The organism is Okeania hirsuta, from assembly GCF_003838195.1.
In the GTDB taxonomy this organism is placed as follows: Bacteria; Cyanobacteriota; Cyanobacteriia; order Cyanobacteriales; family Microcoleaceae; genus Okeania; species Okeania hirsuta.
Genome location: NZ_RCBY01000101.1, coordinates 1 through 26,627 on the forward strand (window position 1 = coordinate 1; position 26,627 = coordinate 26,627).

Below are 26,627 nucleotides of genomic sequence, written 5' to 3' on the forward strand. Positions count from 1 at the left end.
TGAAACAGAAATCAGGTATTCTCCAGTCTATGGTAACTCGTGCTGCTTTTTTGTCTGACGAGTCTCACCGGATTCGCTTTGTTTATATCCCTAAACATACTTCTTGGCTGAATCAAATTGAGTGTTGGTTCTCTATTTTGGCCAGGCGTTTACTCCGGCGTAGCAGTTTCTCTTCCACCTCAGACCTCAAGCAGAAGATACTGAATTTTATTGACTATTTCAACTGTACTCTAGCCAGACCTTTTATCTGGAAATTTCAGGGGTTTTCAGAGGATGATTAACCAGATTCAGATTCATGGTCATACTGACTCAAGGATCCAACTCAATGCCGATCATTTTTAGCTTGGCTATTGACCATTTATTTTACGATCGCGATCACACTTCTGAGTATTCTATCTCAGGAAGAAGGCATTGCTTCTACTGGTCACTTATTTCTGCCATCCTGCACTAGTAGGAACGAGTCGCACTCCGTTTTTGTTTAGTCTGTTTCTTCTAATAAATAATGTAAAATGGATGAAGAAGTATAATTCTCTTCTTTGTATTTCCAACTTAACTTGTGCACTGGATCAACTCTGCTATCAATTCGCTCTTTAACTTCTGCTGTTAAAGGACGAAGCAACCCATATTTACCTAGATCATCTCCAGTATTGTAATATGGCTTCATTTTTTTATATAGTTCCAAAAGTTCTCGATCTGAATTTATTAAATTAGCAAATATGAAGTGAAAAATAAAATAGGGATAAACTTTAAAAATTTTCCTGACAATCCATGAAGACCAAAATCTAGTTGTTTTATATTTCCTATTAAAAAACAACTGCAAAAACTTAAGTCTTTTTTTCGCTATTGTTGTACCACTATGGTAAAACTCATTATCACTATAAAAAGAAGTTAACTTTTGATTAATTTTTACAATGATAGGATTAGACTTTTCTGCAGCTAAAAACCAAGTAAAAATCCATCCGTATCCTTTTGTTTTGTAAACAAAGGCAAAAAAGCCAGCTTGAGTATAGTCTCCTAACCATTTGTCTAGCGGGACTCGGCAGAGGCTAGTTGCGTCAGCCCAAACCCCTCCATATTTTGAGAGTAATTCAAGTCTGACTAAGTTAGATTGTTTAGTTTTAGGAAGTTGGCATAATTTTTCTTCCGGTAAAGAAAGAGTTATATAGTCTTTGATATTGTTTTCATCTAAAAAAATAACTTCCCAGTCAGGGTTATACTTTTTCCAAGATTCATAGCACTTTCTCACAACCAATGGTGCTTGTGAAAACCCCTGATACCATAAAAACCAGATTTTTTTCGGTATAGTCCTTCTTTCTCTCCAATCAGGCTAGTTTGTGCAAATAATCACCATCACTTGCAAATAAAATTACTTGATTTTCAGTAAGTTCAATACTTGTGCTTGACTAGACTATAAAAGCATTAGTATCTCAATACTACAAATAAAATAGTAAAATAGCAAGGGTTTATTCATAACTTCACTGAATCTTTAAAAAACACGCATAAATCCTGCTCAACTTTACATAATTTTCATAAAAAATCTCTTGAGTAGCATAAATATTTCCTCAAGGTCAACTATTTATGTGTAACTTTACTGAATCTTTAAAATCAAGAAAAAAATTCCAAGTTGGTGAGAAATATTTTTTATTACCCAAGTAAAATATAGCATCGATCATGCACGCGTGTGTAAAGTTATCTTTTTCTTTACCTTCTGGAACTGTGTCTCTAAAGCCCAGAATTTTATACCTCACCAGTATGGGAATTTGTATATCATCGATCGCCTTTTTGAGAAATAGGCCATTAAATTAGAGATAACTGCTTAGTTATTTTTGCCTATTGACTTTATTTGCTAAATTTAAGTTAACTTGACAATTATAGTTTTTTCATAGATATTTGAGACAAAAGCATTATGCATTCACCAATGCCAAAAATAGAGAAGGAAATGGGGAGATGGGGAGATGGGGAGATGAGAGTATTTTTCTACCTGCTTGATGCGCTACCAGGTTTGCTATTGGGCGACGCGGGGTCTCATCAGCTTTTTCCCCATTCTCGTTCCTGAATTTCCACAACTTCCTCAGGCTGAGGACGGAAGCCAAAAGCACATACCGCGTCCAAAGATACGCTCAGGGGTTCTATAAAGACAGTACAGATAAAATCAATCTTGCCTATTCAGCATTTGTCAAATTATATGAACACGTGGATTTATTTTGGTCACTAGAGTTGGCCAACATACTGACCAATCCCACACTTTGCGCTCTGCACTACCCTTTAATTTATCTATATCTTCTATATCTTCTATATCTATAATAGTATATAAATAGAAATTAAGAACTCAAAATTGATGATATTAAATTTAGATCAATCTGGAATTTTAGCCTTTGTTAGTTCAAGCTTGGATAGTGAAATAAACAGTTACTGGAATTACCAATAACACAGGTTGTACGCTCCTCAAAGAGAAATTGCTGACCTTTGAGAGTTGCTTGAGTAATAGTAAAAATAATTTTTGCTGACATCTTTAATTTATCTATATCTATAAAATAGAAATTAAGAACTAAAAATTGATGATATTTTATTGATTTATAAAAATTTAGATCAATCTGGAATTTTAGCCTCTGTTAGTTCAAGCTTGGATAGTGAGATAAGCAGTAATTTTTACAGTTTACTTTCTAAAAATTAAATGGATGTACCGACTAAGAGTACTACTGCTACAAAACTGCTGATATTTGATTTATAACTAATTATCCAAACTTGATATTAACCCTCCAATAAAAATGTAGAATAAAATATAGATAATTCTAAGATGGAACTATGAATCTAACACTTGAAGAAGTAAAAACCATTGATGAAAAGCTTTCAAGACGTCATATAGACCTCGATTCAGGTGGTTACTTTATTATTTTTCTTGATCGAGAAGCAGGTTTAATATGTGCAAAACACTTTACTAATATTATTGACAACCGTGGTTTGGCTATAGATCCAGAAACAGGAAAACCGATTCCAGCAAAAGGCAAAGTAGAACATACTCACACGAGAATATTTACTGCGAGAACTGCAAAAGAAATATGTGTAAAAATATTGGAAGAAACCCCCCCCTGTACAGTCACAATGTTAGATCATGCTGCTTATTTGGGGCGGGAATTTGTGCGTGCAGAAATGGCTTTATTAACTGGTAAGGAATATATTCAGGATTAATTGAATTAAGGATAACGATCAGAAATTAGACTTTTACTATTCTCCTTAATTTCTATCAAGAAAAACCTTGATACCAGAAATAAGTAACCATTGGTACAATTGTAGCTACAACTAGCAATACAACCACTAAGATAGTTGCACTTTGATCGTCAGTTTCTTCTGCTGATTTAAAAGTAGCTAATACTTGTGCTGCAAGCTCATCTTTAACTTCCGGAGGGCCTGGGTCGGGTTCTCCAGATAATACAGCACTCAGGCGATCGCTAGCTGCTAAAAAAGCTTCATTGTATTTGTTGCCATCTCTAATAGGTACTTGAATAGTTTCATCAACTACACTCTGAGTAATGTCATTAGACATAAGTTCTTTAACTGCATCACCAACCCGAATAGCATCATTATTGGTGAGAGTATCTAATACTATTAAAGTTTGATTGACTTTTGTTTCTGGGGTAGGAAACCATTTGTCAAATAGCTTTTCCGTAAAACTATCCACGGTCTCACCATAGTCTAGGCGACGGATAGTAACAAATCTAACTTCATTACCAGTAGTATTGGCCAAACTTTCTAAGGTATTGTTCAGTTTACTTTCTGTTATCCGACTGAAAACTTCAGCATCATCAACAATAAATGTACGAGCGCCTGCCACTAAACTTGGCATTTGATAAACTCCAGTTGCGGATGCAGAAGATATTGGCAAGATAGTAGCCATAATAATTAATAGTAGAGATACTATTAAAGTTTGGAGATTTTGAAAATTGAAGGTTTTATTGAATAGTTGTACCATCAGATACTTTCCAGTTTTTGGTAAAAGTGAATTTTTTTGAGAGTTACAGTTTTTTCCCACAGTCTATGACAGGGGCAAAACTTTACTAGACTTTACTTACTTTATCATTTTATTTATAGACAGCAAAAAACTAAACAGAACCCACCCAATGTTACTTAAATGATCTTTTAGAGGCTAATATTTATCTAGTTGGTTTTCTCTTAGTCTTTAATCTTGGACTTTTTTTTTGAATTTTTGACCTCTGCTGAACTACTTCCGGTGGCGGACTATAATCTCCATTAGAGAAATATTTTCGCTCCACTAGAACTTCCGGTTCTACTTCAATGCACAGACGAGCACCTCCTGCTTGACTTTTATTCGGTTGATGGGGTTGATAAATAATTTGGCAAGGTCCGTTAATTTTCAGGGCATGGCAATAATCCTTTTTATCTCCCACTTTAACGGCAACTACTGGGTGAGAAGTTTTATTGTCTCGGTTATATATAGTCAATAGTTTTTCGTAGAACATGAACAATAGTCTTGGCTTTACGTCGAATTGATGTCTCCAGGGTGTTTTAACCCCTGGAGACATCAATTACACAGTGGCAGGTTTTGTCTGCAACCATACACCACCAACTTGATCCTGATTCAGCACCACCAACTTTGGCTGAAGTTGTGAATTGGATTGCTCAATTGGGCGGATTTTTAGGTCGAAAAGGTGATGGTTCTCCTGGTGTTAAAGTTCTCTGGGGTGGACTCTCGCCATTGCATGATCTTGTTAAGGGCTGGGTTGTTTGTCAGTCTCTTGTGGTTAATTCAACGTGAGTTCAAAAGAATTTTCATCGCCGAACTTCAGACTCAGCCAACTTTCAGCTTGCTCCCTTAACATGACCTCAACATCTAATTATCAACAAGCAGAAGTTAATGACAATTGTCGGAGAGTCAGTTTGGCGATCGCTCTGACAAAATAGCTGATTTTCAGTCAGCTTTGTAGTTGATGTTACCTCAAAATCTAATTATCAACAAGCAGAGCTTAATGGCGATTTTTGGAGAGTCAGTTTGGCGACCCCTACTCCATACATAAATGCTTTTTTTTGTCAAACCTGATGTTAAGAAAGATGTGAGTAATGGATAGCTTTAAAAAGGGAGGCGCATACCCACAATTTTTCGGTAAAGAAACTTGAGAGTTTGTATTGGTTAAAGATAAACCAAATAATAACTAATCACCAGACTTAGCATTTAGATATGTGTTGAAGTTGAGGGTTTATTGAAGAAATCCTTAATCACAGCAAAAGCAATAATTTTACTTTTTGCTTTCAAATATAAAAAAAATATTAATTTATTGACATTAGTAATAAGTCATGCTAGCAAATCGTATAAGGTAATTACTAAATTAAAGCTTATGTCCATCAAAAATATAGCTGATTGCAGATAAGTTAATTATGAACATGTAGCAAAACCTAGAATGCTCTAATCTCCATTCTCTGTTCAGGAAAAATCTAAAAACCCAGTAACTTAATACCCGATCAAGTTGCAAATTGCTATAGATTTTGGCAGAAATAAAAAATTAAGATAGCGTAGAAAAAATAGGACTTTATCTTGTTAATGTCTAACCAAACTAAACAATAAAATTCTATTTCTCCTGACCCATTGACCACTGGTGCATATCATTCCTAACCTAAATATAAAATCCCAGCTTGTAACATCCTAAATAAAGTCTTATGTCAACCCTTGTTATTGTGGAATCTCCTACTAAAGCCCGGACTATACGTAACTATCTACCCTCTGACTACCGGGTCGAGGCATCCATGGGTCACGTGCGTGACCTGCCACCTTCTGCTGATGAAATACCAGAAAAATATAAAGGAGAAAAGTGGGCACATCTAGGTGTAAACGTAGACTCAAATTTTGAACCCCTCTACGTCGTCCCTAAAGACAAAAAGAAAACCGTCAAAGAACTTAAAGATGCCTTGAAAGAAGCTGATGAATTAGTTCTAGCCACAGATGAAGACCGGGAAGGGGAAAGCATCAGTTGGCATTTACTGCAATTACTAAAACCAAAAGTTCCTACTAAGCGGATGGTATTCCACGAGATTACCCCAGAAGCTATCCGTAAGGCGATCGAAAATTGTCGCAATATAGACGAACAGTTAGTCAGGGCACAAGAGACAAGACGTATTCTAGACCGACTTTACGGTTATACTCTCTCACCTGTACTGTGGAAAAAAATAGCCTGGGGTCTCTCTGCTGGTAGGGTACAGTCAGTAGCAGTTCGACTATTGGTAACCCGAGAACGTCAACGTCGAGCTTTTAAACAAGGAGGTTATTGGGATTTAAAAGCTAGTTTAGAACAGGCAAAAAAACCTTTTGAGTCTAAACTTGTCACCCTTGGGGGTACAAAAGTAGCTACTGGTAGTGACTTTGATGAGAATACAGGCAAAATAGCTGAGGGTAGAAATGTAGTTCTGTTGGATGAGGCTCAAGCAGAAGCTCTGAAGGAACGGCTGCAAGATAAGCCTTGGACTGTTAATAGTGTTGAAGAACGAGCTGTTAAACGTAAACCATCCCCACCCTTTACCACTTCTACTTTACAACAAGAATCTAACCGTAAACTAAGAATGGGTGCTAGGCAAACGATGCGGACAGCCCAAAGTTTATATGAACAGGGCTTTATTACCTATATGCGTACAGACTCAGTACATTTGTCTGATGAAGCGATCGCTGCTGCTCGGAGTTGTGTGGAAAAAATGTATGGTCCAGAATATCTGAGTCCCCAACCACGACAATACACTACTAAAAGTAAAGGAGCGCAGGAAGCTCATGAAGCTATTCGTCCTGCTGGTCAAACTTTCCGCACTCCCCAGGAAACAGGGTTGAGTGGTCAAGAGCTTGCTCTTTACGATTTAATATGGAAACGGACAGTGGCTTGCCAAATGGCTGACTCTCGTCAAACCCATATTACAGTTAACCTGCAAGTAGAAGATGCGGGTTTTCGTTCTAATGGTAAGCGTATAGACTTTCCTGGTTTCCTCCGGGCTTATGTTGAAGGTTCCGATGACCCAGAAGCAGCTTTGGAAGACCAAGAAGTACCTTTACCTCCTCTGAAACAAGGCGATCATCCAAATTGCCAAGAAATAGAAGTATTAGGGCATGAAACTCAACCACCTGCTAGGTTTACCGAAGCATCTCTGGTAAAAACTCTGGAAAGTGAAGGTATTGGCCGTCCGAGTACCTACGCTACTGTTATTGGTACTATTGTTGACCGTGGTTATGCCAAACTTCAGAATAATGCTTTGGTTCCGACTTTTACTGCTTTTGGGGTAACAAGTCTATTAGAAAAGCACTTTCCTGAATTTGTGGATGTTAAGTTTACTGCCCGTATGGAACAGACTCTGGATGATATTTCTACTGGTGAAGCTCAATGGTTGCCATATCTACGAGAATTTTATTCTGGAGAAAGTGGGTTGGATACTCAAATTAAGGAACAGGAAGAGCAAATTGACCCTAAGTTAGCCCGTACCATTGAATTGGATAATTTGGATGATGAACCAGAGATGACTTATCGTATTTGTATCGGTAAGTTTGGTGCTTATATTGAGGCAGAAAATGGTGAAGGTGTTGTCAAGGCTTCTATTCCTGAAGATTTAACTCCATCAGACTTAGATCCAGAACAAATAGAGAAAATTCTGAAGCAAAAAACAGAAGGTCCTGAGGAATTAGGAATTCATCCAGAAGAAGATAAACCTATCTATATAATGACTGGTCGTTACGGTCCTTATGTACAGTTGGGTGATGAGGTAGAGGGAAGTAAGAAAAAACCAAAGCGAAGCTCACTGCCGAAGGGTGTAAATATGGAAGATGTGACTTTGGATATGGCGGTAGGGTTATTGTCTTTACCTCGTACTTTGGGTGTTCACCCAGAAACGGGTTGCAAAATTCAAACTAATTTAGGACGTTTTGGTCCTTATGTTGTTCACGACCAAGGAAAGGAGGTTGGTAAAGATTATCGTTCTTTGAAAGCTGGGGATGATGTTTTGACTATTACTTTGGAACGTGCTTTGGAGTTATTAGCTCAACCTAAAAGAGCGAGGCGTGGTAGTGCTAAAGCTGCACCTCCACTCAAAGATTTGGGTAAACATCCTGAAGATGGAGAGGCTGTGGGTATTTATGATGGTCGTTATGGACCTTATGTGAAGCATGGTAAGGTTAATGCTTCTTTGCCAAAGGATACGGCTGTTGAGGATGTGACTTTGGAGCAAGCTGTGGAACTTTTGAAGGCAAAGGCTAGTAGTAAGAAGTCTACTCGAGGTAGAAAGTCTAGAAAGTCAAAGGCGGAAAATAATTAGAATTTCGGTTATATTTAGATTACTAAGTAGTATGGTGGGTAAATATTGATTAGACCTCTTGCAAAAGTATTTTTCTGATAGTGTTTACGTCAATTATTGTTCACTTTTCCTTGTTCCCTGTTCCCTGTTTCCTTTTCCCGACTTCCGCAAGAAGTCTATTGATTGAGATGAATGTTGACATCCTCCCCGGCCTAAAGGCGCGGAGATTCCTATGGAGCCGAAACTCCTCGGTAGGTTGACGTTTTGCTGGCGCAAAGCTTCGCTAACACAGACTGCTGCTACCTTGGCGGTAGTCTTACCCTTGCCTCCACGTCCGTTTTTTGTCTCGGACTGCCCGCCCGCGACTAATATGTTTATTGCTGCATTTTCATCGCGGTCTTGCTTACTACCAGGCATTGGTGAATGCGTAATGCTTTTGTCTCAAATATCTATGAAAAAACTATAATTGTACCGTTCATAAATATTTAATGGCATTACCTAATCACCAACCCCAGATTTTCTGTTGTCTTGAAGGTTGATTTTTTTGATTTCTATTAATGAACCTCCTATTGAAGCTGCCCAAGAATTTGTTAATTTTTTTTCTAGTTGATTTTTAATCAAATGTATTAGCATTCTAATTACATAAAGATTCCATGGCATTTATTTTTGTTTGCCTACTCATCCCATCTAATTCATATCAAGGCTAAAGCATCTTCGTAGCGTTGCTCTAAAATACTGTTTTTTTAATCTTCTAATTCTTGAATCATTGCTTTTGCTACATCTTTTGCGGAGTTAAACTCCATTCTGAGGCTGGTAAGTTTTTGAAGGGTAAAAATGTTCTTCTCTTGAGAGAGAATATTTTTTCCGTTTGTCATCGGGAGCAAACAAATTTCCTCTTGTTCCCTGCTCCCTACGGACGTTGTATGCAACGTCTAAATTTTTTATTGGGGTTATTTAAAGAGACATGATATTAGATAAATTTATATTGTTCCTCCCGGAGATTGCCACAGGGGTATCAACACTTTTCTCTCAAGATTAACGTCAATATTTATCCCCCTTGCAATGACATTAATAATTTGAATTATTATCTTTTTTTTCGGGTTTAATTCCCCGTAGTCTACACGGTGTTTACAAGCTTGTTGAAGTTTGTAGAAACAGTGGCAGGTTTTGACTATCCCCATCCACTTTTTCCTTCTTCCTTCTTCCTTCTTCCTTCTTCAAGGAATTTGCCAAATACGCTGATGATATTGTTCTGGATCAGCGTAAGGATCGGCTATAGAATTAGTATGGTCGTGAGTATTATTGTTATGGTCATGGTTGTGATGATGATGACCATGACCGTGAGAATGTGCTTCACCAGCAACAGTAGCTAACCGAAACTTACACATTTCACAGTTCATTTGTACTTCTCCTAACTGTGTCTCTATTTCCCTTTCTCGCAATAATTCTAATAATGTTGGATGCGCTCCCATTTCTGGCAGACAAGTCATAGAAATACCTGGATATTGTTCTTGTTGTTGAGCAGTAATATCAAATATTTTCTTGACCAAAACTCCGGTAAATAAAAAGTAAGGCAAAACAATAATACGCTTCGGTTGATATAATCTAGCTCGCCGAAAACCTTCTTCTAAACGAGGATGAGTAATGCCAATAAAACAAGTTTCAATTGTTAGATATCCACTGCCTTCCCATAACATTCGAGCTAGTTTATAAACATCTCCATTAGCATCGGGATCGCTCGAACCTCGCCCTACAAATAATAAAACTGTTTCGGAGGGATTAAAATTAGTTTCTTCTAATTCTGTGAGACGTGATCGCCACAATTCTAAAATCTTGGGAGTAATGCCAAAATGTCGCCCATAATGGAATTTTATTTGAGGATGTCGTTGTCTTGCTCGGTCTAATTCATTGGTAATATCAAATTTATTGTGGCGAGCTGCAAATAATAAAATTGGTAAAGCAGATAATTCTGTGTAACCTTGTTCTACACATTTATCTACTCCTTCTTGAATAGTTGGACCTGTTAATTCTAAAAAGCAAGGTATCACAGGTCGAGATTTATCTAAATTTTGATAAGCTGCAACAAAATCTAAGAAAGTTTGTTTTCCGTCAGCATCTCGTGTCCCATGACCTATCAATAATAAAGGTCTTTGTAGTGGTAATGGAGGTAATTTATGATTTGTAGATATACTATTTCTTTCTTCTGTTGAAGTCAGATTTTTTTGTGCTTTGATTTCGGAATTTTGAGTTGAATATTTCATTAATTATCCTTTCCTGTTTCAGGCAGGAAGCTAGGGTTGACAAGTGATAAGTAGGTGTTATGGCCGATCGAGTTCTTTTGATTAGTAAGTAGTTATTTATTTTGTATATTAAATACTTTTATCAATTTGTCGATTTACCGAAAAATTGTGGTTTAAAGCCTCCTCTTTTAAGGGGATAAAAGCGGTCGTTAGCGTAGCTTCCCGTAGGGTGGGATGGCGAGGGGACCTCGCCATATCCAATGGACCAAGAGAAGAAAAATTTTCATGATTATTCAATCCTATCCGTTTTAAAGGAGAGGTAATTAATTAATAATTAATAATTATTGAAAGTTGCCGCACAGCCTCGGAATTACACCGGAGTTTCCCCACTTTTTCAGCAAAATATATATAGCAATTAGCACATCGCCCATGAATATTGTAAGCATTCAGCCGTCAGTTATTACTTTTAATTTTAGATAAAAGCTTTACTAATTTAGTCAGAATTTACACTTACTATCAAAGCTAGCTTTATAGTCTATATTCATTAAAATTTATCAGAGCTGAGAGCTGACAGTTAATAGCTGTTTGAGCAGCATTCCCCAGGAAATGCTTACTGGATATTCAGATTTTTTTCTCGATATTCTCTCGTTTTCAAGGCTAGTTAATATCTTTAATTTATACAGAAATTGCTATCAATTATTCTTGTATTTTTTGATTCTGATTTACAGCACATTGCAGGTTTATGAGGTACAGATTATCTAATCATTATTTTAATGAATGAATAATGAATATTGTTCTTCTGTTACTGTACCTCATTTACTTGAAAAGTGGTGTAACTTTTAGTTATTTTAGCAAACTTAATTTATTATGCAATCCTTAAAAAAATCTAATGATTAATTAAAAATTGCTAGATTACTACTATTAAAGTTATTCATACCAAATCCGCCCATAGAAAGCTAGTTTTTCGGGTGCATCTCTTATGTGCAAAAATACTTTTTTCCTATATATTCCCTGTTGCCCGTTGCCTTCCGAAGCTGTTGCCTAAAAGCGATAAATTTTTGGCTTTATTCAAAATTCTGACTTCAGGCAGAGGTACTGATAACTGATAACTGAAATGACCCCCATTTACCATTACCCCATTTACCATTACGCTCCACAGGACTACCAAATTATTCTATTTATCATTGTGTTTAGCACTCCAATAAAAAACGGCAGGGGGATGAAATTAAGGTTGCACGCCAGAAAAAATTCTGATATAGTAAATAGACTGAGGTAAATTTGAAAATAAACATGATTTTTTATTCAACGCAATAATCAAGAATATCACAAGAAGGGCGATCGCGAAAATAGTATTACTGAAAAAGGAAGATTTTCAGAAAATTCCCCCTACTCCCCCAAGGTCAATTTATTGTCACGCTTAGAAAAAAGGAGGAGGAGGTGGGAAGTGTGGGAGGTGTGGGGATCGCAAGATATAAAAAAATATAGGGTTGTAAATATTCGGGCGACGACAAAGAATTAGCCCTGCTCCCAGGAGGGGAAGTGTGGGGAGATTCGTATATTTGCACAAATGTATTTCTTATTAATATTCTCTGACGACAAAGAATTAGTCATGCCCTACCCCCCCCACTTCTTCTTCAACAATTAAAAAAATTTAAGTTGTCAAATCTCAGGCCAAAATAAGACTTTTAGTATTGATACTTATAAAGAATAGAATATCTACAAAAGAAAAAATATTCAAAATGTGGACTTGTTAACTACAAAAGAAAGTTCTGCGGGATATAGGGAAATAAAAAAATTCAGCTTTCAGATGATATATGTAATTTCAAGGAACAATCATCTCCTATTTATAGACATAACTTTATACTATATTAAAACCAGTCTTAAGCTGAAAAAAAGTTGTGAGGAGAAAACAATCTTTCACCTCTAACGGCAATTCTCAACCAGAGTTAGCCTAGAATATTCAAAACTAATTAAGCAAGATTGGAAACAAAACGATAGAATCGTAAGCCGTAGTATCTGACCAAATAATCTGATAATTACCATGAATGACACAACAAACGAATTACTCGAAAATATGCCCAGGGAGCAGAGGGTTGGGCAACTGCGCAACTTAATTGAAACTTTACACATAGCTGATGAAGTGGCCAGTAAAGGCTATCTAATCACTAGCTCAGAGTTAGCAGATTTAATGGACATCAATGCCAGTGCTGTCACCAGCCGTGGAGACCATTGGGTCTGGCGGAACTGGGTAGTATCTAGAGTACGTCGTGAAGGCAACCAAAGTGCGATTCGTTTCTGCTAAAAGTCAAGGCCATCAGGTTATAGCAGAAGGCAGAAGGCAGAAGGCAGAAGGCAGAAGGAAAAATCTTACCTGGCCTAAGTTTTAGATTCTTGAGCTGTCCGCGCTCTTTGCTTCAAATGCTATAAGACGTGAGTAGAGTAAGGCCATTAGCCTTATAACTAAATGACCTTGGAGGTGAGATTCCTTCCGCCCAGGTGCAGGGTTGACAGCATTACCCCTACGGTAGCGACTAGCGACCAATCCGTAAAGCGGGGTAAAAAGGTGGTAAAGCTTTAAGCTTAAATGAGTTTCCATCAAGCACAATACCCATTGGATAGCGAAAAGCGAAGATGTAATTGAAGCGTCGTAATTTTCAACCAGTGAAAGAAGCTGTGACACTGGAGCCAAAAGGCACAGGATAGGGAGTTAGCGAGATTTGGTTCGGCTAATAAGCACTTCCCGTAAACCCGGCGTAAAGCATCATCCTAAAGGTATATAAATAAGGTCGTTTGGAACGAAGTAACCCATGAAAAACTCTTGAATAGTTATTTAGGGTTTGCGCTTCACTAGTCTTTGAGTAGGGGTAGGAGACAGGAGACAGGAGACAGGAGACAGGAGAAATTGGAATTTATAGGAGGTAGGAGCTAAGTTTTGTCTCTTGATTTTTCTGCCGAAGTCTTGTCTAAAATACGCTCCTTTTTGAGCATAAAGAGCTGAAAAATTTGTACCTTTTAAAGGTCCTAAAAAGGCTAAAGCCTTTATATGTCAATGCTTTTAGATTTAATCAGCAAGCCCTATTTAGAACTCAGAAGTTAGAACTCAGAAGTCAAATTCTTGCCGTGACTATATTTAAAAGGCGCATATGGCGAGTGCTACAACTCTTTTTAGAGTAAAATAACTGACTGCTGATAACTGATAACTGATAACTGATAACTGATAACTGATAACTGATCAAGTAGGTGCTAACCGGATGTTTGATTGGGAAGGATTGTGTCAGAAGCAAAGGCCCTTATTTAATGTAATGGGATAAGCTGACGGACACACGGTGATTTGGAATGTAGAGTTTGATTAGGTAATAGAAATGTCCAATACGAGTTTGAAGACTACGGTGGAATGGCAGGAATGGCGCGATATTAACTGGTTAAAGGTTGAGCGTCACGTCTTTAAGTTACAGGAAAGAATCTACAGAGCCTCTGAGAGTCGTGATTTTGTTGCATTTCGTAAGCCCCAAAAAACTTTGTTGAAGTCCTGGTACGCTAAGTTATTGGCGGTGCGTGGGGTAATTCAAGATAACCAGAGTAAGGAAATTTTGTCTTCGGAAAAGCTGTTTGCTTTGGCTGAAACTTTGGACATAACTGGCAAGGTTAAGTCTAGGAGAGGCACTATGGAGGACTACGCTCTACAAATACTTGTCAAGATGGCTCTGGAGCCAGAATGGGAGGCTATTTTTGAATCTAGTTGTTATGGGTTTAGGCCGGGGCGATCGCCTCAAGATGCTGTAGAAGCAATTTTTGGTTTTGTCAAGCTGGAGCCTAAGTATGTGCTTGAGGCTGACATTGCTAAGTCTTCTCAGGGTATTAACTACGAACTATTACTGGAAAGGCTGGGTACTTATCCTACATTGCGTCGAAAAATCAAAGCTTGGTTAAAGACTGGTGTGATGGATGGGGAAGGGTTATTTCCAACTGATGAGGAGATGGCAAGGGGTGGGGTTATTTCTTCACTTCTGGCAAATGTGGCTCTTCATGGTATGGAGGAGCAAATCAAGGAGTATGCTGAAATTTTTGATTTTCAATCTGTGGAAAGCGGGTATGAGATGTCAAGGGTGGATAGGAGTGAATACTTGGGTTTGGTTCGCTATGGTAGTAGTTTGGCGATCGCTCATAAAGATATAGATATAGTTCAAAAATGCCTAGTAAAGGTTGGAGAGTGGTTGTCTGAAATGGGGCTGGAGTTAAAACCAAGTGAAACAAGAGTGGTTCATACTCTATATGGGTATGGTGGAGAAAAACCAGGGTTTAATTTCTTGGGGTTCAACATCAGACAATATGAGGTGGGCAAAAATCAAGGTAAGCTTGGTTTTAAAACTGAGGTCAAACCAAGTGACCAGAGCATGAGGAGTCATTATCGTCAAATTGCTGAGGTGATCGACCGACATAAGTCTGCACCACAGGCTGTTTTAATTAGAAGGCTTAATCCTATTATTAGGGATTGGGTAAACTATTACTCGGCTGTAGTGAGTAAGAAAACCTTTAGGGATTTGGATCATTTAGTGTACCAAAAACTCTGGCGTTGGGCAAGAAGAAGACATTCCAATAAAAATAATGACTGGATTTCTCAAAAGTATTGGCATTCTGGGGAAAACAGAAAGGAATTTTCGTGTAGTTATGAGGATGGCAGTCGAGTTAAGCTATTGAAGCACACAGAAGTTCCTATTGTTAGACAGGAGAATGTTAACAAGGACTGGTTTTATTGGAGCAGGCAAAAAGACTTTCATTCAACTTAAGAGGGGGAAAGTATTGGATGCCATTTACTATTGCATATACATTGCTACGATCTGAAAACTGCTAAGAATAGCGGTAGAGGTGCTCATTTTGATTAGGGCAAAATCACTGAGGAGCCGGATGAGGTGAAAGTCTCACGTCCGGTTTTGGAGACGAGCATTTCTGGTGATAGAATTGCTTAGTTTAACTTCTCTGGCAATTAGAAAGAGTGGATTAATTTTACCCCTAATTTTTTCTATAATTAGGGATGAATGAGAATAGCGATCGCCTACCTTCTTAGTTGAGGAGCGATCGCTTATTTTATATCAAGTCCGGTTGAACAGTTATAGAATGGTTAACTCAGGAGGAGTCAGGAGTCAGGAGTCAGGAGTCAGGAGGAGAGAGGATTACAAAGATGGGCCTACTTATGACGATTGGAGAATTTTTTTATGTGCAATTAACCGGATTTGATATTATGTCCAGATAATCAGCAATAAAAAAACTTTCTCCCTTCTAGCCTTTTCTTCCCTCCTGCCTCCTGCCTCCTGCCTTCTGCCTTCTGCCTTACATCTTTGCGCTATATGTAACTTCAATCACCACATCATCAATGAGCTTCAGCATTTCTTTCTGAGGAAAATGACGGCGTTTTTCCCCTATAGCTTTGACAACTGTAGGGAAAGATAAATGCCAAGTTGAGTCAACCCCTGTTCCTTGGAAGGGTTTGAGACGACCTTTGGGTAATTTTACCTTGGAAGAGTCAGTCTGCCATCCCCCTAAAACTATACTTTGATAAGCATAGGGATTAAAGATAGAGTGGTTAGCATCTTTGTGACGGCTATAGTAGAGTCGGCTATCAATTTGAGTTAACCGACCGCAACAAGACCATCGTTGATTTTCCAAAGCGGGAATGGAAACCCGAATACTTTGAATTTTTCGGCCATAAAGAGTGGGATCGTCTTCCTCAAATAACTCTTCTTTGAGACAAAAGATGGTTTGACCACGAGACTGGAGAGATGCTAGAGAAGATGGGTCAAGTTCTTGGAGTGAAATTTCTTTGAGTAGGCTAGTCTCAGGCTCAATGCGGCTCCAATAAGCCAAATCCATCCGTTGCAAGTCTAACCAGAGGGCCTGACCAGCGAGTATTCCTTTAGTGCCTTGATCCCAATGAGAGCCAATAAAGGTAGCTGTGGGGTCTCCAGTCTCCATTCGGTATGCGGTTTCAGCCATCTTAGCAAACTTGACAGTAGCATCGTAGGAGGAACGGTAGAGATTGCTAATATGCCCGATGTACCAATCATAGAATTGACTACTGGTAAAGCGATTTTGGTGAAACTCTACTAAGTATTTAGATTGGTCACGCTCCGACTCAAGCTGTCGGAGTATTTCTTGTTCCTTTTCCAGTTCACTACCATCTTCCATAAGTAAGTCAATCTCTCTGACTTTCTCCACCAATATATCATAGTTATATTTAGCTTCTTGTTGGCGACGATGGTAGCCTCCAGCATCTTTCAAAGTATCTATCGCATCTTGAAGCATATTTGCGGTTAACTCAGCAACTTCCTTACCACTTTTGGCAGGAGCTTGTATCTTACTTCCCCCACCAGCAAAACCAAAAATGTTTGGAACTAATGCAGAAACTGCCTCAGTTACTGACATACCAGTAGCTAAGAACATTGAGACTTCTTTGAATGGTATGAGCCCCATAGCTGCTGTTTCAGAATCATTCATGTACTCATCAGCAAACTTTTTCTGTCCATCGCGCTCTACTAGAAGAACATTCCTGGCATATTCTAAGGCTTTGTCGGCTGCTTCAACCATCTTAACCGCTTGTTCTTGAGCATTAATCTTGAATTCAAACAAATCGTACTCATGCTGTTGCTTAATTTCTTCGAGTAAGCGATCGTCTCGTTTTTCCAGAGCTTGTTGCATCCGTAGAGAATACTTCATCAGTTCCTGAGTGTAATATTGAGCTTTAGCCAGAATCTCCTCGAAAGTAAAGGTAGAGCCATTTGAGCAAAGCTCTGAGCTGCAGTAGCAGGAACTCCAGATAAGGCAGCTAATTGCAGTTGTTGGGGGTCGATAGGAGGAGCTAACAGAGGAACATTCAAGGGTTCGCCATCGATATTCAGCCAATGACGCAAATTGTGTAATCGTTCCTCAATGGTTTCGTAAAGTCCCAGTAGTTCCTCATTGGTGGGTTCTCGAAAATCAGCTTCAGTTACCTCTCCTAATGTGGGATTATTCCAGTCGCTAGCAGTGAGACTCTCTAAGGTTTCCCTAAATTCTTCTTTATAAGCATTTTTGGCAACAACATACCACATTTTTGCTTCTTGTAGAGTTTCTTGAGTTTCCTGACGATAAGAGTCATCTCCTTGAGAGAGCAAATGCTCGATGGAGTGACGAATAGTGGCGTGTTGATAATGAATGGTGTTTCTGAGAGCTTCCTCATCGGGGTCAGTGATACTGGAAAAGCTATTTGTTGTCTGGTTACTGCTTAACGGACGCACTCCCCAAGGATTTCCTGTGCTAGAAGGGTCATAAATACAACGGAGCCAACGCTTGGCTTGGTCGTAGTTGCCATTTTCAGCATATTTAGAAGCCAGGAGTGCGGGAATGTGATAGAAGATTTCCCAGCCATAAAGCCCCATTGATCCATCGAAATCAAACTGGTTCTTCGGTTTCGGTTCTAGGATAGGACTGAATACCTGAGCGTCTTCATCGTCTTCAGCTTTTTCGGCTTCAGTAACGAAGTTATCAACCCCAGTTTCAGTATAGGATTGATGCTCCAAAGAAAACAGAGGTAGGACTCCAGCAGGTAGTGGTAAGAGTTCAGGAACGTTACTTAATGCTGGTGAGACTAGGTGAAAAATATGTGTAGAACTTTCTGCTGTTGTATCTTTAGTGACCAGATATGCTTCCTGTTTTCGATCTCCTGGTGATTCGATGTATATGTAATCAGTTAAAGCTAAAGTGTCATAGTTAATAACTTCTCTAGCCGGAAGTGTCTCAGTCCCACTGATCGTCACTTTTTCACCACCAGCAAAGGGTATGATCTCTGTATAATAATCAAATAAAAACTCTATTGTAATTTCTCCCGTTTTTGGACTACTAGACAAGTCAAGTTGCGTACTTACAGTAGGTACTTTGAAATTTATATCATAAGGATAATGGCTCTCATCAACAGCATCACCAACTACCTTTGTCTTTATAATGTCTCCATTAATGGAAATTTGATATTTACAGTTCGTTATGCTTATGGAATACATTTCATCCATCTCTGAGGAAAATTCAAGTTCCTGTTCTTGTATCTCTAATTTTAAACCATTTATGATTTTTGAAATCAAAATGTATCTCGTAGTCCAATTAATATGCAAGTGCAAATTGACATAATTGTCTTCACTTGTATCTAAAATATAATAGCCTTGATATAGAGGAATTGATTCTGGATAAAACAGTATTTCTTGATCATCATAGACACTTTCAGCTCCTTCATACCCTTCAATTTGAGGAGGATTGGTAATAGTTGCGCTAGTTGCATCAATAATAATTGCCTCTCTTTTACTTATTTCAAACTGAAACTTCTGATCGGAAACAATAAAATACAAGCTAATCCTATCCACTTGAAAATTCGCTTGGTAAATAGTCGGTCTGACATCTGCCTCAACAATCAGTGCCTCAAGTATATCCTGGGACATAGAAGGTGTCAAAGGTTCTCCAAAACTCCCATCCACTCCTTGCCTGAGATACCGAGGCAGCAGATGATATGTGGTTGTTTCTCCATCCTCACTACGCCGTTCCTTTTTCTCTATCCAAATGAGAAATAAGCGATTCCAGGCATAAGCGGGGTTAATCCCATATACTGTCTGATTAGTTGCAGGTAAATCAACCTTTTTCCATTCTCCCCACTGGACAGCTTGAGGGTTTCCTGTCTTCAACATCTCCACATCTAATCGCATCTGACGATAGTAGTAAGTCATTTCCGTCCAACCTGCTTTGGCCGTAAAGTAGTAGTTGACATGGTTACCTAAAGGACTGTATTCTCGTGTTTGACAAAACCCCGTCGGTATCAGCTCCGTGAGACGTTGCAGCTCCTGCATATAACTATACAGAGCTGTCTCAATCATGGTTTCATCTAGATGTCCCTGAGACAGATTTTGTTCAAATGTTTTAAATATCTCGGTTTTGTCGTAGCGCAGTTCGGGTTCAATGTAGTTACCTGGATGCAGTTTCAATTTCTCATTAGCTTCCCAGACTCGATACTGTTGAGCTGTTTCCCATTCGTCCCTGAAAGCTGCTTTATCAACAAATTCGCCAGATTCTACTCCCTCCAGCATCCGATGAATATATAATTGTACACTGGAATTAGCTTCCACAATACGACTGGTTGGCACAGCAGATGTAACATTCACATCTAGGAGTAGGTAACTATAGAGGTCTTCGGTATCTTTAATCTTGTCTCTCAACTCTTCATCTTGGGAGATGACATGAGAAAAGACTGCCGCCACTAAAGCATCACGGATTTTTTCATTGAGAGCATTTTCAGCATTTGTAGCTAAATTCTCATCACTGGCACGAGCTAGTCCCCCTAAAACTACTGCTGCTGCTTCTGGGTAGTCTGTTCCATCGTTGACTCCTTCTTCAGTGAGAGTGATTAATTCTGTGGCACTGATAGATAAGTATTGACATAGTTTTATCTGTCTGAACAAAGCTTCTACCTGTTGTACAGTTTTGGTTTCCTGGTTAGAAGCATTGTCTCGCAGCACTGCAATTTCTTCTTGGTCAAAGTCGAGCAATACTGCCAATAATGCGTTAATCTGGTCATCGGTGATGTCTACTCCTCCCCAAAGGGTGAGAAAATAAGCTAACCACATTTCTTCAGTAGCTTCAGCGTTCTGAATTTGTTTGAACCGCTCTAAATAATAAACCTGCTTTAGACTTAATGGTAAGGTCATCCCTATGACTAACCATTCAGGGTAATCACAGAGCATTTGTACTGTGGCAGCAGAGAAGGATAATTTACTTGTGAGTTGGAGATGTCGTGCCAGATTATACAGCAGTTGCAACTGTTCTGATTCTGTTCCCGATAGTAGGGTGCTGAGAGTGTCATAGGTATTGGTTCCCATCCAACTCAATACAGGAGCTACAATTTCGGGGCGATCGCTTTCAGCTATTTTGATGACTTGCTCAAATAAAACTTGTTCTTGGTTATACTGGGTTTCAGCTAAGAAGTCTATCAGTTGGTTTGTGAGTTCTTCATTGTCATCAATGTCTACACTTTCAGCGGTGAGAATCTTTGTGACTGCTGTTGTTATTTGGTCTTTGGTAACAGAGAGGAATAAACCTGCTGCATCCAGGATATCTAGGCTTTGTAGCTGCTCCAACCAATCTTCAATTTCAATGGGGGGGATTATTAACTCGTTTACTTTCCAATTGCGGTAAATAGCAAAGTCAGATTCGCTGTCGAGTAAATTGTCTTGGATGGCGTTGTTTAATTCATCCAGAAAATTGCTTACCTGTTGAGTTGTTTGTAGTACTGCTTCGCTTGGTGGTGTGAGTACCATTAATAAATCTGTGACGGATAATTCTGCACTCTCCATCCATTGAGATAACCAGACTAATTTGTCTAATGCTGACAAGACGCTGTTGGCTCCAGTTAATTCGCCTAAGGTGGTTAGTAAGTCTGGGTCTATTTTCTCAATTAATTTGATGCCATTGAGAATATCCCAACCTAAAAGCCCAAAGATGGTAGCTAGGCGATACAGAAGAGCAAGGCTCCTTTGGTTAATCTTGGTGTATTCGTCGATTTTAACTAACTCCAAAACTACATCCCATTCCCGACGAGTGAGTTTCAATCCTCGTCGCAGGGTCTCCCAGGGTAATGCCACCCTCTTTGAGATTTTCTAGCTCTGTGAGTTTAATTGAACTAGCTAGAATTTTTTCTGTGACGTAGGGAGCATCTTTGCCAAACAGTTGTCGCATCAGGGTAGGTTCTGTTTGTTCTCCTACTCGCACATAACAGTTAACTTCTTGCAGCATTCCCACAAACTGATCCACACTGAGATTGTATTGCTCCTGCCAATATAAATAATGGGCTAAGACATTGAATCCTTTATCGGTTACTCTTCTGTTGTCGCTTGCATCTTTCACAGAACACAGCAATTGATCTAGCTGATGAAACTCTAATCCAGTACGCTTTTTGAGCCTGACTAGGTGATTCATCCCTGATAATTGGTTTGTGTGTATATTATCGTCGTCATCCCCTCTCATGCGCAGTCGCTCGTTTTCTTCTTCTAGGATCAAGACTTTGTATGTACCCATATGAAATCTTGCCCCCCACTCATTCTGTGAGTACGATGTCCCTGCTTCATCTTTAACGGCGTAATCTCGAGACAGTTGACGGAATTCGTCGAAGGTGATATTGGTGGCTTCGATGAAGGTGTCTACATATTGTAATTCTGATTTTGTGAATACACCAAATATCTGTGTGAAGAGATTGTCGTTATCGCTTGTATTCTGCTGGAGTTTTTCAATTTCTGATTCCACCAGGTCTAAGGCATCAGTAATATGGGGAATCAGGGTGAAGCTTTCTTGCGTTAATGCATAGTCATCTTCCTGAAAACGACGAGCTATGGCATTGACATTCATGCCCTCGATTTGGGCTAAACCAGTACGTACTGTGGCTAGGTCTTTGTTGAATGGTAGTGCTAGGGGATGTAGTTGGGTTTTTAATTGATTGAAAATTTGACCATCATCGGAAAATTGGCCACCAAAGTTTTTGTCAATTACCCATTGGGGTTTATTACTATTACTACCCGAGAAAGAACCGTGACATCCTCTGGAGGTTCGATCATAGATTGTCTCCCCTGTCCCTTCATTCATTGGCCAATAATTCATTAAGCCGTCTTCGTTGCCTACCAAGGGACAATACATATTCTCTTGGATTTCCTGTCCGAAACGAGCATAATTCCAGATGCGCATTTCCTTGATCATTCCTGGAAAATACTGGTCGTTACTGCCATAGGTTCCTATTTTGAGAGCTGCAGAGACACCACAAATGTTATCCCAAGTTCTTTCATATACTTGGACTCCATCACGATAAATTTCTTGTTTTTTGTTCTCATTATTAAAGACAAAAGCGTAATGATGCCAATTAGTATATTCATATATATCAGGACATCTCTGAGTCCCATTATCAAGCGCAAAAAAAAGTTTATCATCAAAAAATCCAGCTCTTACAAGACCTCCACCGGATTCAGAAAAAAGCATCATACGGGAGGTACTGTTTCCCTCTTCTACTTTAGCCCAACACTCTACAGTAAAACTTTGGTCATTGAATACCTTCATCTGATTGTCAGTGTTGGGAACTCTCACATAGCCGTCATTTCCTGGAAAGTGCAGACAGGAACAAAGCATTGATAGCAGCACTTCATTAACCAATTCTAGAGTCGTAATCTCCTCATGTAAGTTATTTTCACTCAGCTCTAAGTTTTGTAGGTCTGGACGACGAGTATCCAAAGCCCATTTTTCTAAGGAGGGACTTATCTGCTCCCTAGCCAAATCATAGATATGTTTTAAATAAGCTGCCGCAGATTGACTCGACTGAATTGAACCTGGTTTAGCGTAGCGCACTGGTTCGCCGAAACCATCGGGCCCAGAATCTGTCTCCCATTCTGGTTTATTATTGCCACTAAGAGTACCGTTACAGTTTCTGAAGGATTGGCGATCGTTGATTGTGTCTCCTGTCCCTTCATTCATTGGCCAATAATTCATTAAGCCTTCTTCGTTGCCTATCAAGGGTTGGTACATGTCTCTCTGGGTTTCCCCTTCGCTACGAGCATAATTCCAGACACGCATTTCACATATTAGCCCTCGAAAATAATGATTTGCACGGGTTCCTATCTTAAAAGCTCCTGTAGAATGATGATTATTATTTACCTCCTCTCTATCTACCCTGACTCCATCACGATACGTTTCTCCTTTTTTCGTGTCGTCATTATAGAGATAAGCGTAATGATGCCAACCACTATACTCAAAGTCGTTATTTGTGGATGTATGTTCACCAGATAAATCCATCCGAAGTTTTCTGTAGTCAAGTCCACCAGAGAAAACATTAGGAACGCTACTGCCGTGACCAAAAAATCGGACGTTTTTTTCGACGCTTCGCTTCCTTCTACTTTAGCCCAACACTCCACAGTAAAACTACCAGATTCGAATATATTCATCTGACTGTCAGTGTTGGGAACTTCCACATAGCTGTCATCCCCTGTAAAGCGTAGAAACTTATTATCAGAAGCACTTTGGAACTCATTGGCCACTGCTTGGGGTCAGGCTGGCGGTCGTACATGACGTAACCCTTGACTTACTGGATCTTTGGATACTATTACATCCCGGGTTACCTGTTGGACTAATGGCTCTCGTTGCCTGGCCTTTCGATAAAAAGCAAAAGTGGGTAGATTTTCCCGACTTACTTCACCTGTTTGTTTGGCTTTGACCTTTTCTATCAGTTGAGTCAAAGAAGGACATTTGGCTACCTCCGCAGAACTGTTAAAGCCATAACGGGCAAGTTCTTTGTTAAACCCGTCTTGTTTGTTTAATGCTGACTCTATTCTCTGACGCAGAGGACGTTTGCCATTACCATTAGTTTTAGGGGTTTCTTTCTGGGAAATGGATTTAGTCCTGTTATCATTGTCTGATGCCATTGTCAATACCTCTACAGTGAATATTTTTAGGGAACACCTGGCCTGAAATTTGTAGCCAATATTTATCCTAAGTAGGTAGGCGTGAATAAACATCACTATATAACGAAATGTTAAAGCAGTCAAAACCCTTGAGATTGCTTCCTTCCGCTCCGCTCCACTCGCTTCGGACGTACTTATAAATTTTTTCACCTACCTACTTAGATAGTCAAATATCATATTTAGGTACCCTTTGAATAATTAGAATAATTAGTATAAATCTCAATTTTTAAGTCAAAATTAAGCTAAGTTTCACAAGTTACTCATGCCGTTAGTTTTTCATGGATATGTAATGAAATTGGGTGCATCTCAATTTTGAATAAAGCCAAAAAATTATCGCTTTTAGGCAACAGGCAACAGGCAACAGGCAACAGGGAATAGATAGGAAAAAAGTATTTTTGCAAATATGAAATGCACCCATGAAATTAATATCAATGGCAGAATAATTTATGAGATATCAACTTAAGAAGTTATTATTTTTCTTACCGCTACTTATATTTTTAGCTAGCTGTGGTGGATTAAATAGTCCGACAAATCTAGGGGAAAACAATCAAGGTACACAAGAATCTACTGCTACTTCAGCTCAACCATTTAATTATCAAGATTACAACTCAATTTTAAAGGAATATGTCAATGCAGAAGGGTTAGTTGACTACAAAAGATTAAAAGAAAATCGGCAAAAACTTGATGAATTTAATGCTGCTATTGGAGCTGTAACGCCAAGCACTTATGATTCTTGGACAGACACAGAAAAAATTGCTTTTTTAGTTAATGCTTATAACTCTTTTACTTTAGAATCTATTATTGATAATTACCCCACTAAAAGTATTAGAAGAATTCCTGGTGTTTGGAAGATTCGTAAATTCGATATTGTTGGGGAAAAGTTGACATTAGATCATATCGAACATCAGATTTTAAGGAAAGAATTTAACGAACCAGGAATTCATGTTGCTTTAGTTTGTGCTGCAATAAGTTGCCCTCCTCTTAGACAAGAAACTTATACTGGTAATCAATTAGAAAAACAACTAGATGACCAAGCTAATAAGTTTCTCGCCAATAATCAAAGTTTCCGAATTGACCGTGAAAATAATGCTGTTTATTTGTCTTCAATTTTTCAATGGTTTGGTAAAGATTTTGAAAAAACCTATGGTCAAGAAGCAAATATTGATGGTTTGAATAAAACAGAAACGGCAATCGTAAATTATGCTCATCAATATGTAAATCCTGATGCTCAAAAGTATTTAAAACAGGGTGGTTATCAAGTTAAATATTCTAACTATGATTGGTCTTTGAATGTTCAATAATATTTAAGCTTTCAGCCGTCAGCTATCAGCTATCAGCTATTTTTTTAATGTAGTAGAAGTTATGACAATTCTCACAGTTATGACATACATTTACAATCCCCCTAAATCTCCCTGAGAAAGATAGACTTTGAAGACTCCATAAATGTTCAATAATATCTAAGCTTTCAGCCGTCAGCTATCAGCTATCAGCTATTTTTTTAATGTAGTAGAAGTTATGACAATTCTCACAGTTATGACATACATTTACGACCCCCCTAAATCCCCCTGAGAAAGGGGGACTTTGAAGACTCCATCCTTAGAAAGGGGGTGGGGGGGATCTAAAACTGTACTTCATAGATTAAAGAACTGCTATAAACAAATGCTTGCTTCATTTATTAAAAAGCTGTTTGGGTAGCATTTTGCAGGAAAAGCTGACTACTTCATTTTTCAGAAAAAAAATTAAAACAAATGCTTTTAGAAAAAATATTCGTAATTATTCCTGTTTTGAATGAAGAATCTACCATTACAAATGTAATTAAATCATTACAATCTTACGGACTAAAAAATATCATAGTAGTTGATAATGGTAGCACCGATAAAAGTATAGAAAAAGCGAAAAAAGCAGGTGCAAAAGTCATCAAAGAACCCATATCAGGTTATGGTAAAGCTTGTTGGCGTGGCATCCAAAATACACCCTTAGAATGTGATTGGATTTTATTTTGTGATGGAGATGGTAGTGATGATTTAAAGCAACTACCAAAATTTTTAACTGCTACTAATAAATACGATTTAATATTAGGCGATCGCCGTGCTACAAAAGTAGGTAGGTCTGCTATGACTCCCGTACAAAATTTTGGTAATAAATTAGCTACTTTTTTAATTGGTTTAGGGTGGGGATATTGGTATCAAGATTTAGGACCGTTGCGTTTAATTCGGAAGTCTAATTTAGAGAGAATTAGAATGCAAGACCGAGGTTTTGGTTGGACGGTAGAAATGCAAGCTAGAGCTGTAGAATGCGATTTAAAAATAACTGAAATTCCTGTTGGTTATCGTCGTCGTCAGGGTGGACGTTCAAAAATATCAGGTACTATAAAAGGTAGTTTTCAAGCTGGAACAATTATTCTGACAACTCTTGGTAAATTGTATTTAAAATATCTGTGGAAAAATCTAGAATTGCAGAATAATACTAACAAATTCTTGAGCAGGGGAGTGGGGGAGTAGGGAGTGGGGGAGTGGGGGAGTAGGGGAGTGGGGGAGCGGGGGAGCGGGGGAGAATTGAAGAAGGAGACAGGAGACAGGAGACAGGAGACAGGAGACAGGAGGAAAATTAC

22 protein-coding genes are annotated in these 26,627 nt (G+C 38.6%); 9 read left to right on the plus strand and 13 right to left on the minus strand.

Annotation, left to right across the window (positions count from 1 at the left end; translation table 11 throughout):
• A partial coding sequence (locus D5R40_RS17240; RefSeq protein ID WP_192901284.1) for a transposase occupies positions 1–281 on the plus strand: 281 nt, incomplete at its 5' end.
• Positions 282–478: 197 nt separating this feature from the next.
• Here the strand turns inward: D5R40_RS17240 and D5R40_RS17245 are convergent.
• Both D5R40_RS17245 and D5R40_RS41180 read right to left on the minus strand, forming a co-directional pair.
• Positions 479–1,303 (minus strand): capsular polysaccharide synthesis protein, encoded by an 825-nt coding sequence (locus D5R40_RS17245; protein ID WP_124154959.1) that lies wholly within the window; start codon positions 1,301–1,303, stop codon positions 479–481.
• A 1,075-nt stretch (positions 1,304–2,378) separates the two neighbouring features.
• On the minus strand, positions 2,379–2,510 hold the full coding sequence (locus D5R40_RS41180; protein WP_275670453.1) for a hypothetical protein: 132 nt from the start codon (positions 2,508–2,510) through the stop codon (positions 2,379–2,381).
• A 295-nt stretch (positions 2,511–2,805) separates the two neighbouring features.
• Here D5R40_RS41180 and D5R40_RS17250 point away from each other — a divergent pair, with 295 nt between their 5' ends.
• Positions 2,806–3,189 (plus strand): DUF4346 domain-containing protein, encoded by a 384-nt coding sequence (locus tag D5R40_RS17250; protein WP_124147255.1) that lies wholly within the window; start codon positions 2,806–2,808, stop codon positions 3,187–3,189.
• 55 nt (positions 3,190–3,244) lie between these two features.
• Here D5R40_RS17250 and psb32 read toward each other — a convergent pair whose 3' ends face one another.
• Positions 3,245–3,970, minus strand: coding sequence for a photosystem II repair protein Psb32 (gene psb32, locus D5R40_RS17255; protein WP_124147254.1), 726 nt, complete (start codon positions 3,968–3,970; stop codon positions 3,245–3,247).
• Positions 3,971–4,151: 181 nt separating this feature from the next.
• Positions 4,152–4,460, minus strand: coding sequence for a hypothetical protein (locus tag D5R40_RS17260; protein WP_153183487.1), 309 nt, complete (start codon positions 4,458–4,460; stop codon positions 4,152–4,154).
• A 101-nt stretch (positions 4,461–4,561) separates the two neighbouring features.
• On the opposite strand from D5R40_RS17260, the gene D5R40_RS17265 reads away from it, so the two are divergent.
• From D5R40_RS17265 to topA, 3 genes are all read left to right on the plus strand, one after another.
• Positions 4,562–4,774, plus strand: coding sequence for an IS4 family transposase (locus D5R40_RS17265; RefSeq protein WP_205127535.1), 213 nt, complete (start codon positions 4,562–4,564; stop codon positions 4,772–4,774).
• On the plus strand, positions 4,771–4,920 hold the full coding sequence (locus D5R40_RS35440) for a hypothetical protein (protein ID WP_161564707.1): 150 nt from the start codon (positions 4,771–4,773) through the stop codon (positions 4,918–4,920). The genes D5R40_RS17265 and D5R40_RS35440 overlap by 4 nt, the downstream gene beginning before the upstream one ends.
• A gap of 750 nt (positions 4,921–5,670) precedes the next feature.
• A complete protein-coding gene (gene topA, locus D5R40_RS17270) occupies positions 5,671–8,295 on the plus strand; it encodes a type I DNA topoisomerase (protein ID WP_124147252.1) in 2,625 nt (874 codons plus the stop codon).
• A 93-nt stretch (positions 8,296–8,388) separates the two neighbouring features.
• On the opposite strand, the gene D5R40_RS34115 is transcribed toward topA, so the two are convergent.
• The 5 genes from D5R40_RS34115 to D5R40_RS35450 all read right to left on the minus strand — a co-directional run bounded on the left by D5R40_RS34115 (position 8,389) and on the right by D5R40_RS35450 (position 11,682).
• Positions 8,389–8,691 carry a hypothetical protein gene (locus tag D5R40_RS34115; RefSeq protein ID WP_133434000.1) on the minus strand — a complete coding sequence of 101 codons (303 nt, stop codon included), beginning with the start codon at positions 8,689–8,691 and terminating at the stop codon, positions 8,389–8,391.
• A gap of 81 nt (positions 8,692–8,772) precedes the next feature.
• Positions 8,773–8,934 (minus strand): hypothetical protein, encoded by a 162-nt coding sequence (locus tag D5R40_RS35445; protein ID WP_161564706.1) that lies wholly within the window; start codon positions 8,932–8,934, stop codon positions 8,773–8,775.
• Between the two features lie 83 nt (positions 8,935–9,017).
• On the minus strand, positions 9,018–9,149 hold the full coding sequence (locus D5R40_RS41185) for a hypothetical protein (RefSeq protein WP_275670452.1): 132 nt from the start codon (positions 9,147–9,149) through the stop codon (positions 9,018–9,020).
• 342 nt (positions 9,150–9,491) lie between these two features.
• The gene (locus D5R40_RS17280) at positions 9,492–10,535 is read right to left on the minus strand and encodes a sirohydrochlorin chelatase (RefSeq protein ID WP_124147251.1); all 1,044 of its coding nucleotides are present in this window, start codon (positions 10,533–10,535) and stop codon (positions 9,492–9,494) included.
• A gap of 979 nt (positions 10,536–11,514) precedes the next feature.
• Positions 11,515–11,682, minus strand: coding sequence for a hypothetical protein (locus D5R40_RS35450; RefSeq protein WP_161564705.1), 168 nt, complete (start codon positions 11,680–11,682; stop codon positions 11,515–11,517).
• A gap of 873 nt (positions 11,683–12,555) precedes the next feature.
• Here D5R40_RS35450 and D5R40_RS17285 point away from each other — a divergent pair.
• Positions 12,556–12,816, plus strand: a complete 261-nt coding sequence (locus D5R40_RS17285; protein ID WP_124147250.1) for a hypothetical protein — start codon at positions 12,556–12,558, stop codon at positions 12,814–12,816.
• Positions 12,817–13,876: 1,060 nt separating this feature from the next.
• A complete protein-coding gene (locus D5R40_RS17290) occupies positions 13,877–15,301 on the plus strand; it encodes a group II intron maturase-specific domain-containing protein (RefSeq protein ID WP_240039169.1) in 1,425 nt (474 codons plus the stop codon).
• Between the two features lie 541 nt (positions 15,302–15,842).
• Here the strand turns inward: D5R40_RS17290 and D5R40_RS17295 are convergent.
• From D5R40_RS17295 to D5R40_RS17310, 4 genes are all read right to left on the minus strand, one after another.
• Complete coding sequence (locus D5R40_RS17295; protein WP_124154961.1) at positions 15,843–17,225, minus strand: Tc toxin subunit A-related protein; 1,383 nt, start codon at positions 17,223–17,225, stop codon at positions 15,843–15,845.
• Positions 17,225–21,163 carry a neuraminidase-like domain-containing protein gene (locus D5R40_RS17300; protein WP_124147248.1) on the minus strand — a complete coding sequence of 1,313 codons (3,939 nt, stop codon included), beginning with the start codon at positions 21,161–21,163 and terminating at the stop codon, positions 17,225–17,227. Before D5R40_RS17300 ends, D5R40_RS17295 begins: the two co-directional genes overlap by 1 nt.
• The gene (locus tag D5R40_RS17305; protein ID WP_124147247.1) at positions 21,084–23,351 is read right to left on the minus strand and encodes a LamG-like jellyroll fold domain-containing protein; all 2,268 of its coding nucleotides are present in this window, start codon (positions 23,349–23,351) and stop codon (positions 21,084–21,086) included. The genes D5R40_RS17300 and D5R40_RS17305 overlap by 80 nt, the downstream gene beginning before the upstream one ends.
• Before the next feature lie 251 nt (positions 23,352–23,602).
• Complete coding sequence (locus D5R40_RS17310; RefSeq protein WP_124147246.1) at positions 23,603–23,977, minus strand: hypothetical protein; 375 nt, start codon at positions 23,975–23,977, stop codon at positions 23,603–23,605.
• A 485-nt stretch (positions 23,978–24,462) separates the two neighbouring features.
• Here D5R40_RS17310 and D5R40_RS17315 point away from each other — a divergent pair, with 485 nt between their 5' ends.
• A complete protein-coding gene (locus D5R40_RS17315) occupies positions 24,463–25,317 on the plus strand; it encodes a DUF547 domain-containing protein (RefSeq protein WP_124147245.1) in 855 nt (284 codons plus the stop codon).
• 447 nt (positions 25,318–25,764) lie between these two features.
• Entirely contained in the window at positions 25,765–26,517 is a 753-nt protein-coding gene (locus D5R40_RS17320; protein ID WP_124147244.1) for a glycosyltransferase family 2 protein, read from the plus strand.
• Positions 26,518–26,627 lie beyond the last annotated feature (110 nt).

Excerpts from the sequence above, each read along its gene's own strand:
- D5R40_RS17290 (WP_240039169.1), top strand. The coding sequence starts at position 13,877 with ATGTCCAATACGAGTTTGAAGACTACGGTGGAATGGCAGGAATGGCGC.
- psb32 (WP_124147254.1), bottom strand. The coding sequence starts at position 3,970 with ATGGTACAACTATTCAATAAAACCTTCAATTTTCAAAATCTCCAAACT.
- D5R40_RS17250 (WP_124147255.1), top strand. The coding sequence starts at position 2,806 with ATGAATCTAACACTTGAAGAAGTAAAAACCATTGATGAAAAGCTTTCA.
- D5R40_RS41185 (WP_275670452.1), bottom strand. The coding sequence starts at position 9,149 with ATGACAAACGGAAAAAATATTCTCTCTCAAGAGAAGAACATTTTTACC.
- D5R40_RS17295 (WP_124154961.1), bottom strand. The coding sequence starts at position 17,225 with ATGAAGTATTCTCTACGGATGCAACAAGCTCTGGAAAAACGAGACGAT.
- D5R40_RS17280 (WP_124147251.1), bottom strand. The coding sequence starts at position 10,535 with ATGAAATATTCAACTCAAAATTCCGAAATCAAAGCACAAAAAAATCTG.
- D5R40_RS35445 (WP_161564706.1), bottom strand. The coding sequence starts at position 8,934 with ATGCCATGGAATCTTTATGTAATTAGAATGCTAATACATTTGATTAAA.
- D5R40_RS41180 (WP_275670453.1), bottom strand. The coding sequence starts at position 2,510 with ATGTCAGCAAAAATTATTTTTACTATTACTCAAGCAACTCTCAAAGGT.
- D5R40_RS17305 (WP_124147247.1), bottom strand. The coding sequence starts at position 23,351 with ATGGATTTATCTGGTGAACATACATCCACAAATAACGACTTTGAGTAT.
- D5R40_RS17315 (WP_124147245.1), top strand. The coding sequence starts at position 24,463 with ATGAGATATCAACTTAAGAAGTTATTATTTTTCTTACCGCTACTTATA.
- D5R40_RS17285 (WP_124147250.1), top strand. The coding sequence starts at position 12,556 with ATGAATGACACAACAAACGAATTACTCGAAAATATGCCCAGGGAGCAG.
- topA (WP_124147252.1), top strand. The coding sequence starts at position 5,671 with ATGTCAACCCTTGTTATTGTGGAATCTCCTACTAAAGCCCGGACTATA.
- D5R40_RS34115 (WP_133434000.1), bottom strand. The coding sequence starts at position 8,691 with ATGCCTGGTAGTAAGCAAGACCGCGATGAAAATGCAGCAATAAACATA.
- D5R40_RS17320 (WP_124147244.1), top strand. The coding sequence starts at position 25,765 with ATGCTTTTAGAAAAAATATTCGTAATTATTCCTGTTTTGAATGAAGAA.
- D5R40_RS17310 (WP_124147246.1), bottom strand. The coding sequence starts at position 23,977 with ATGGCATCAGACAATGATAACAGGACTAAATCCATTTCCCAGAAAGAA.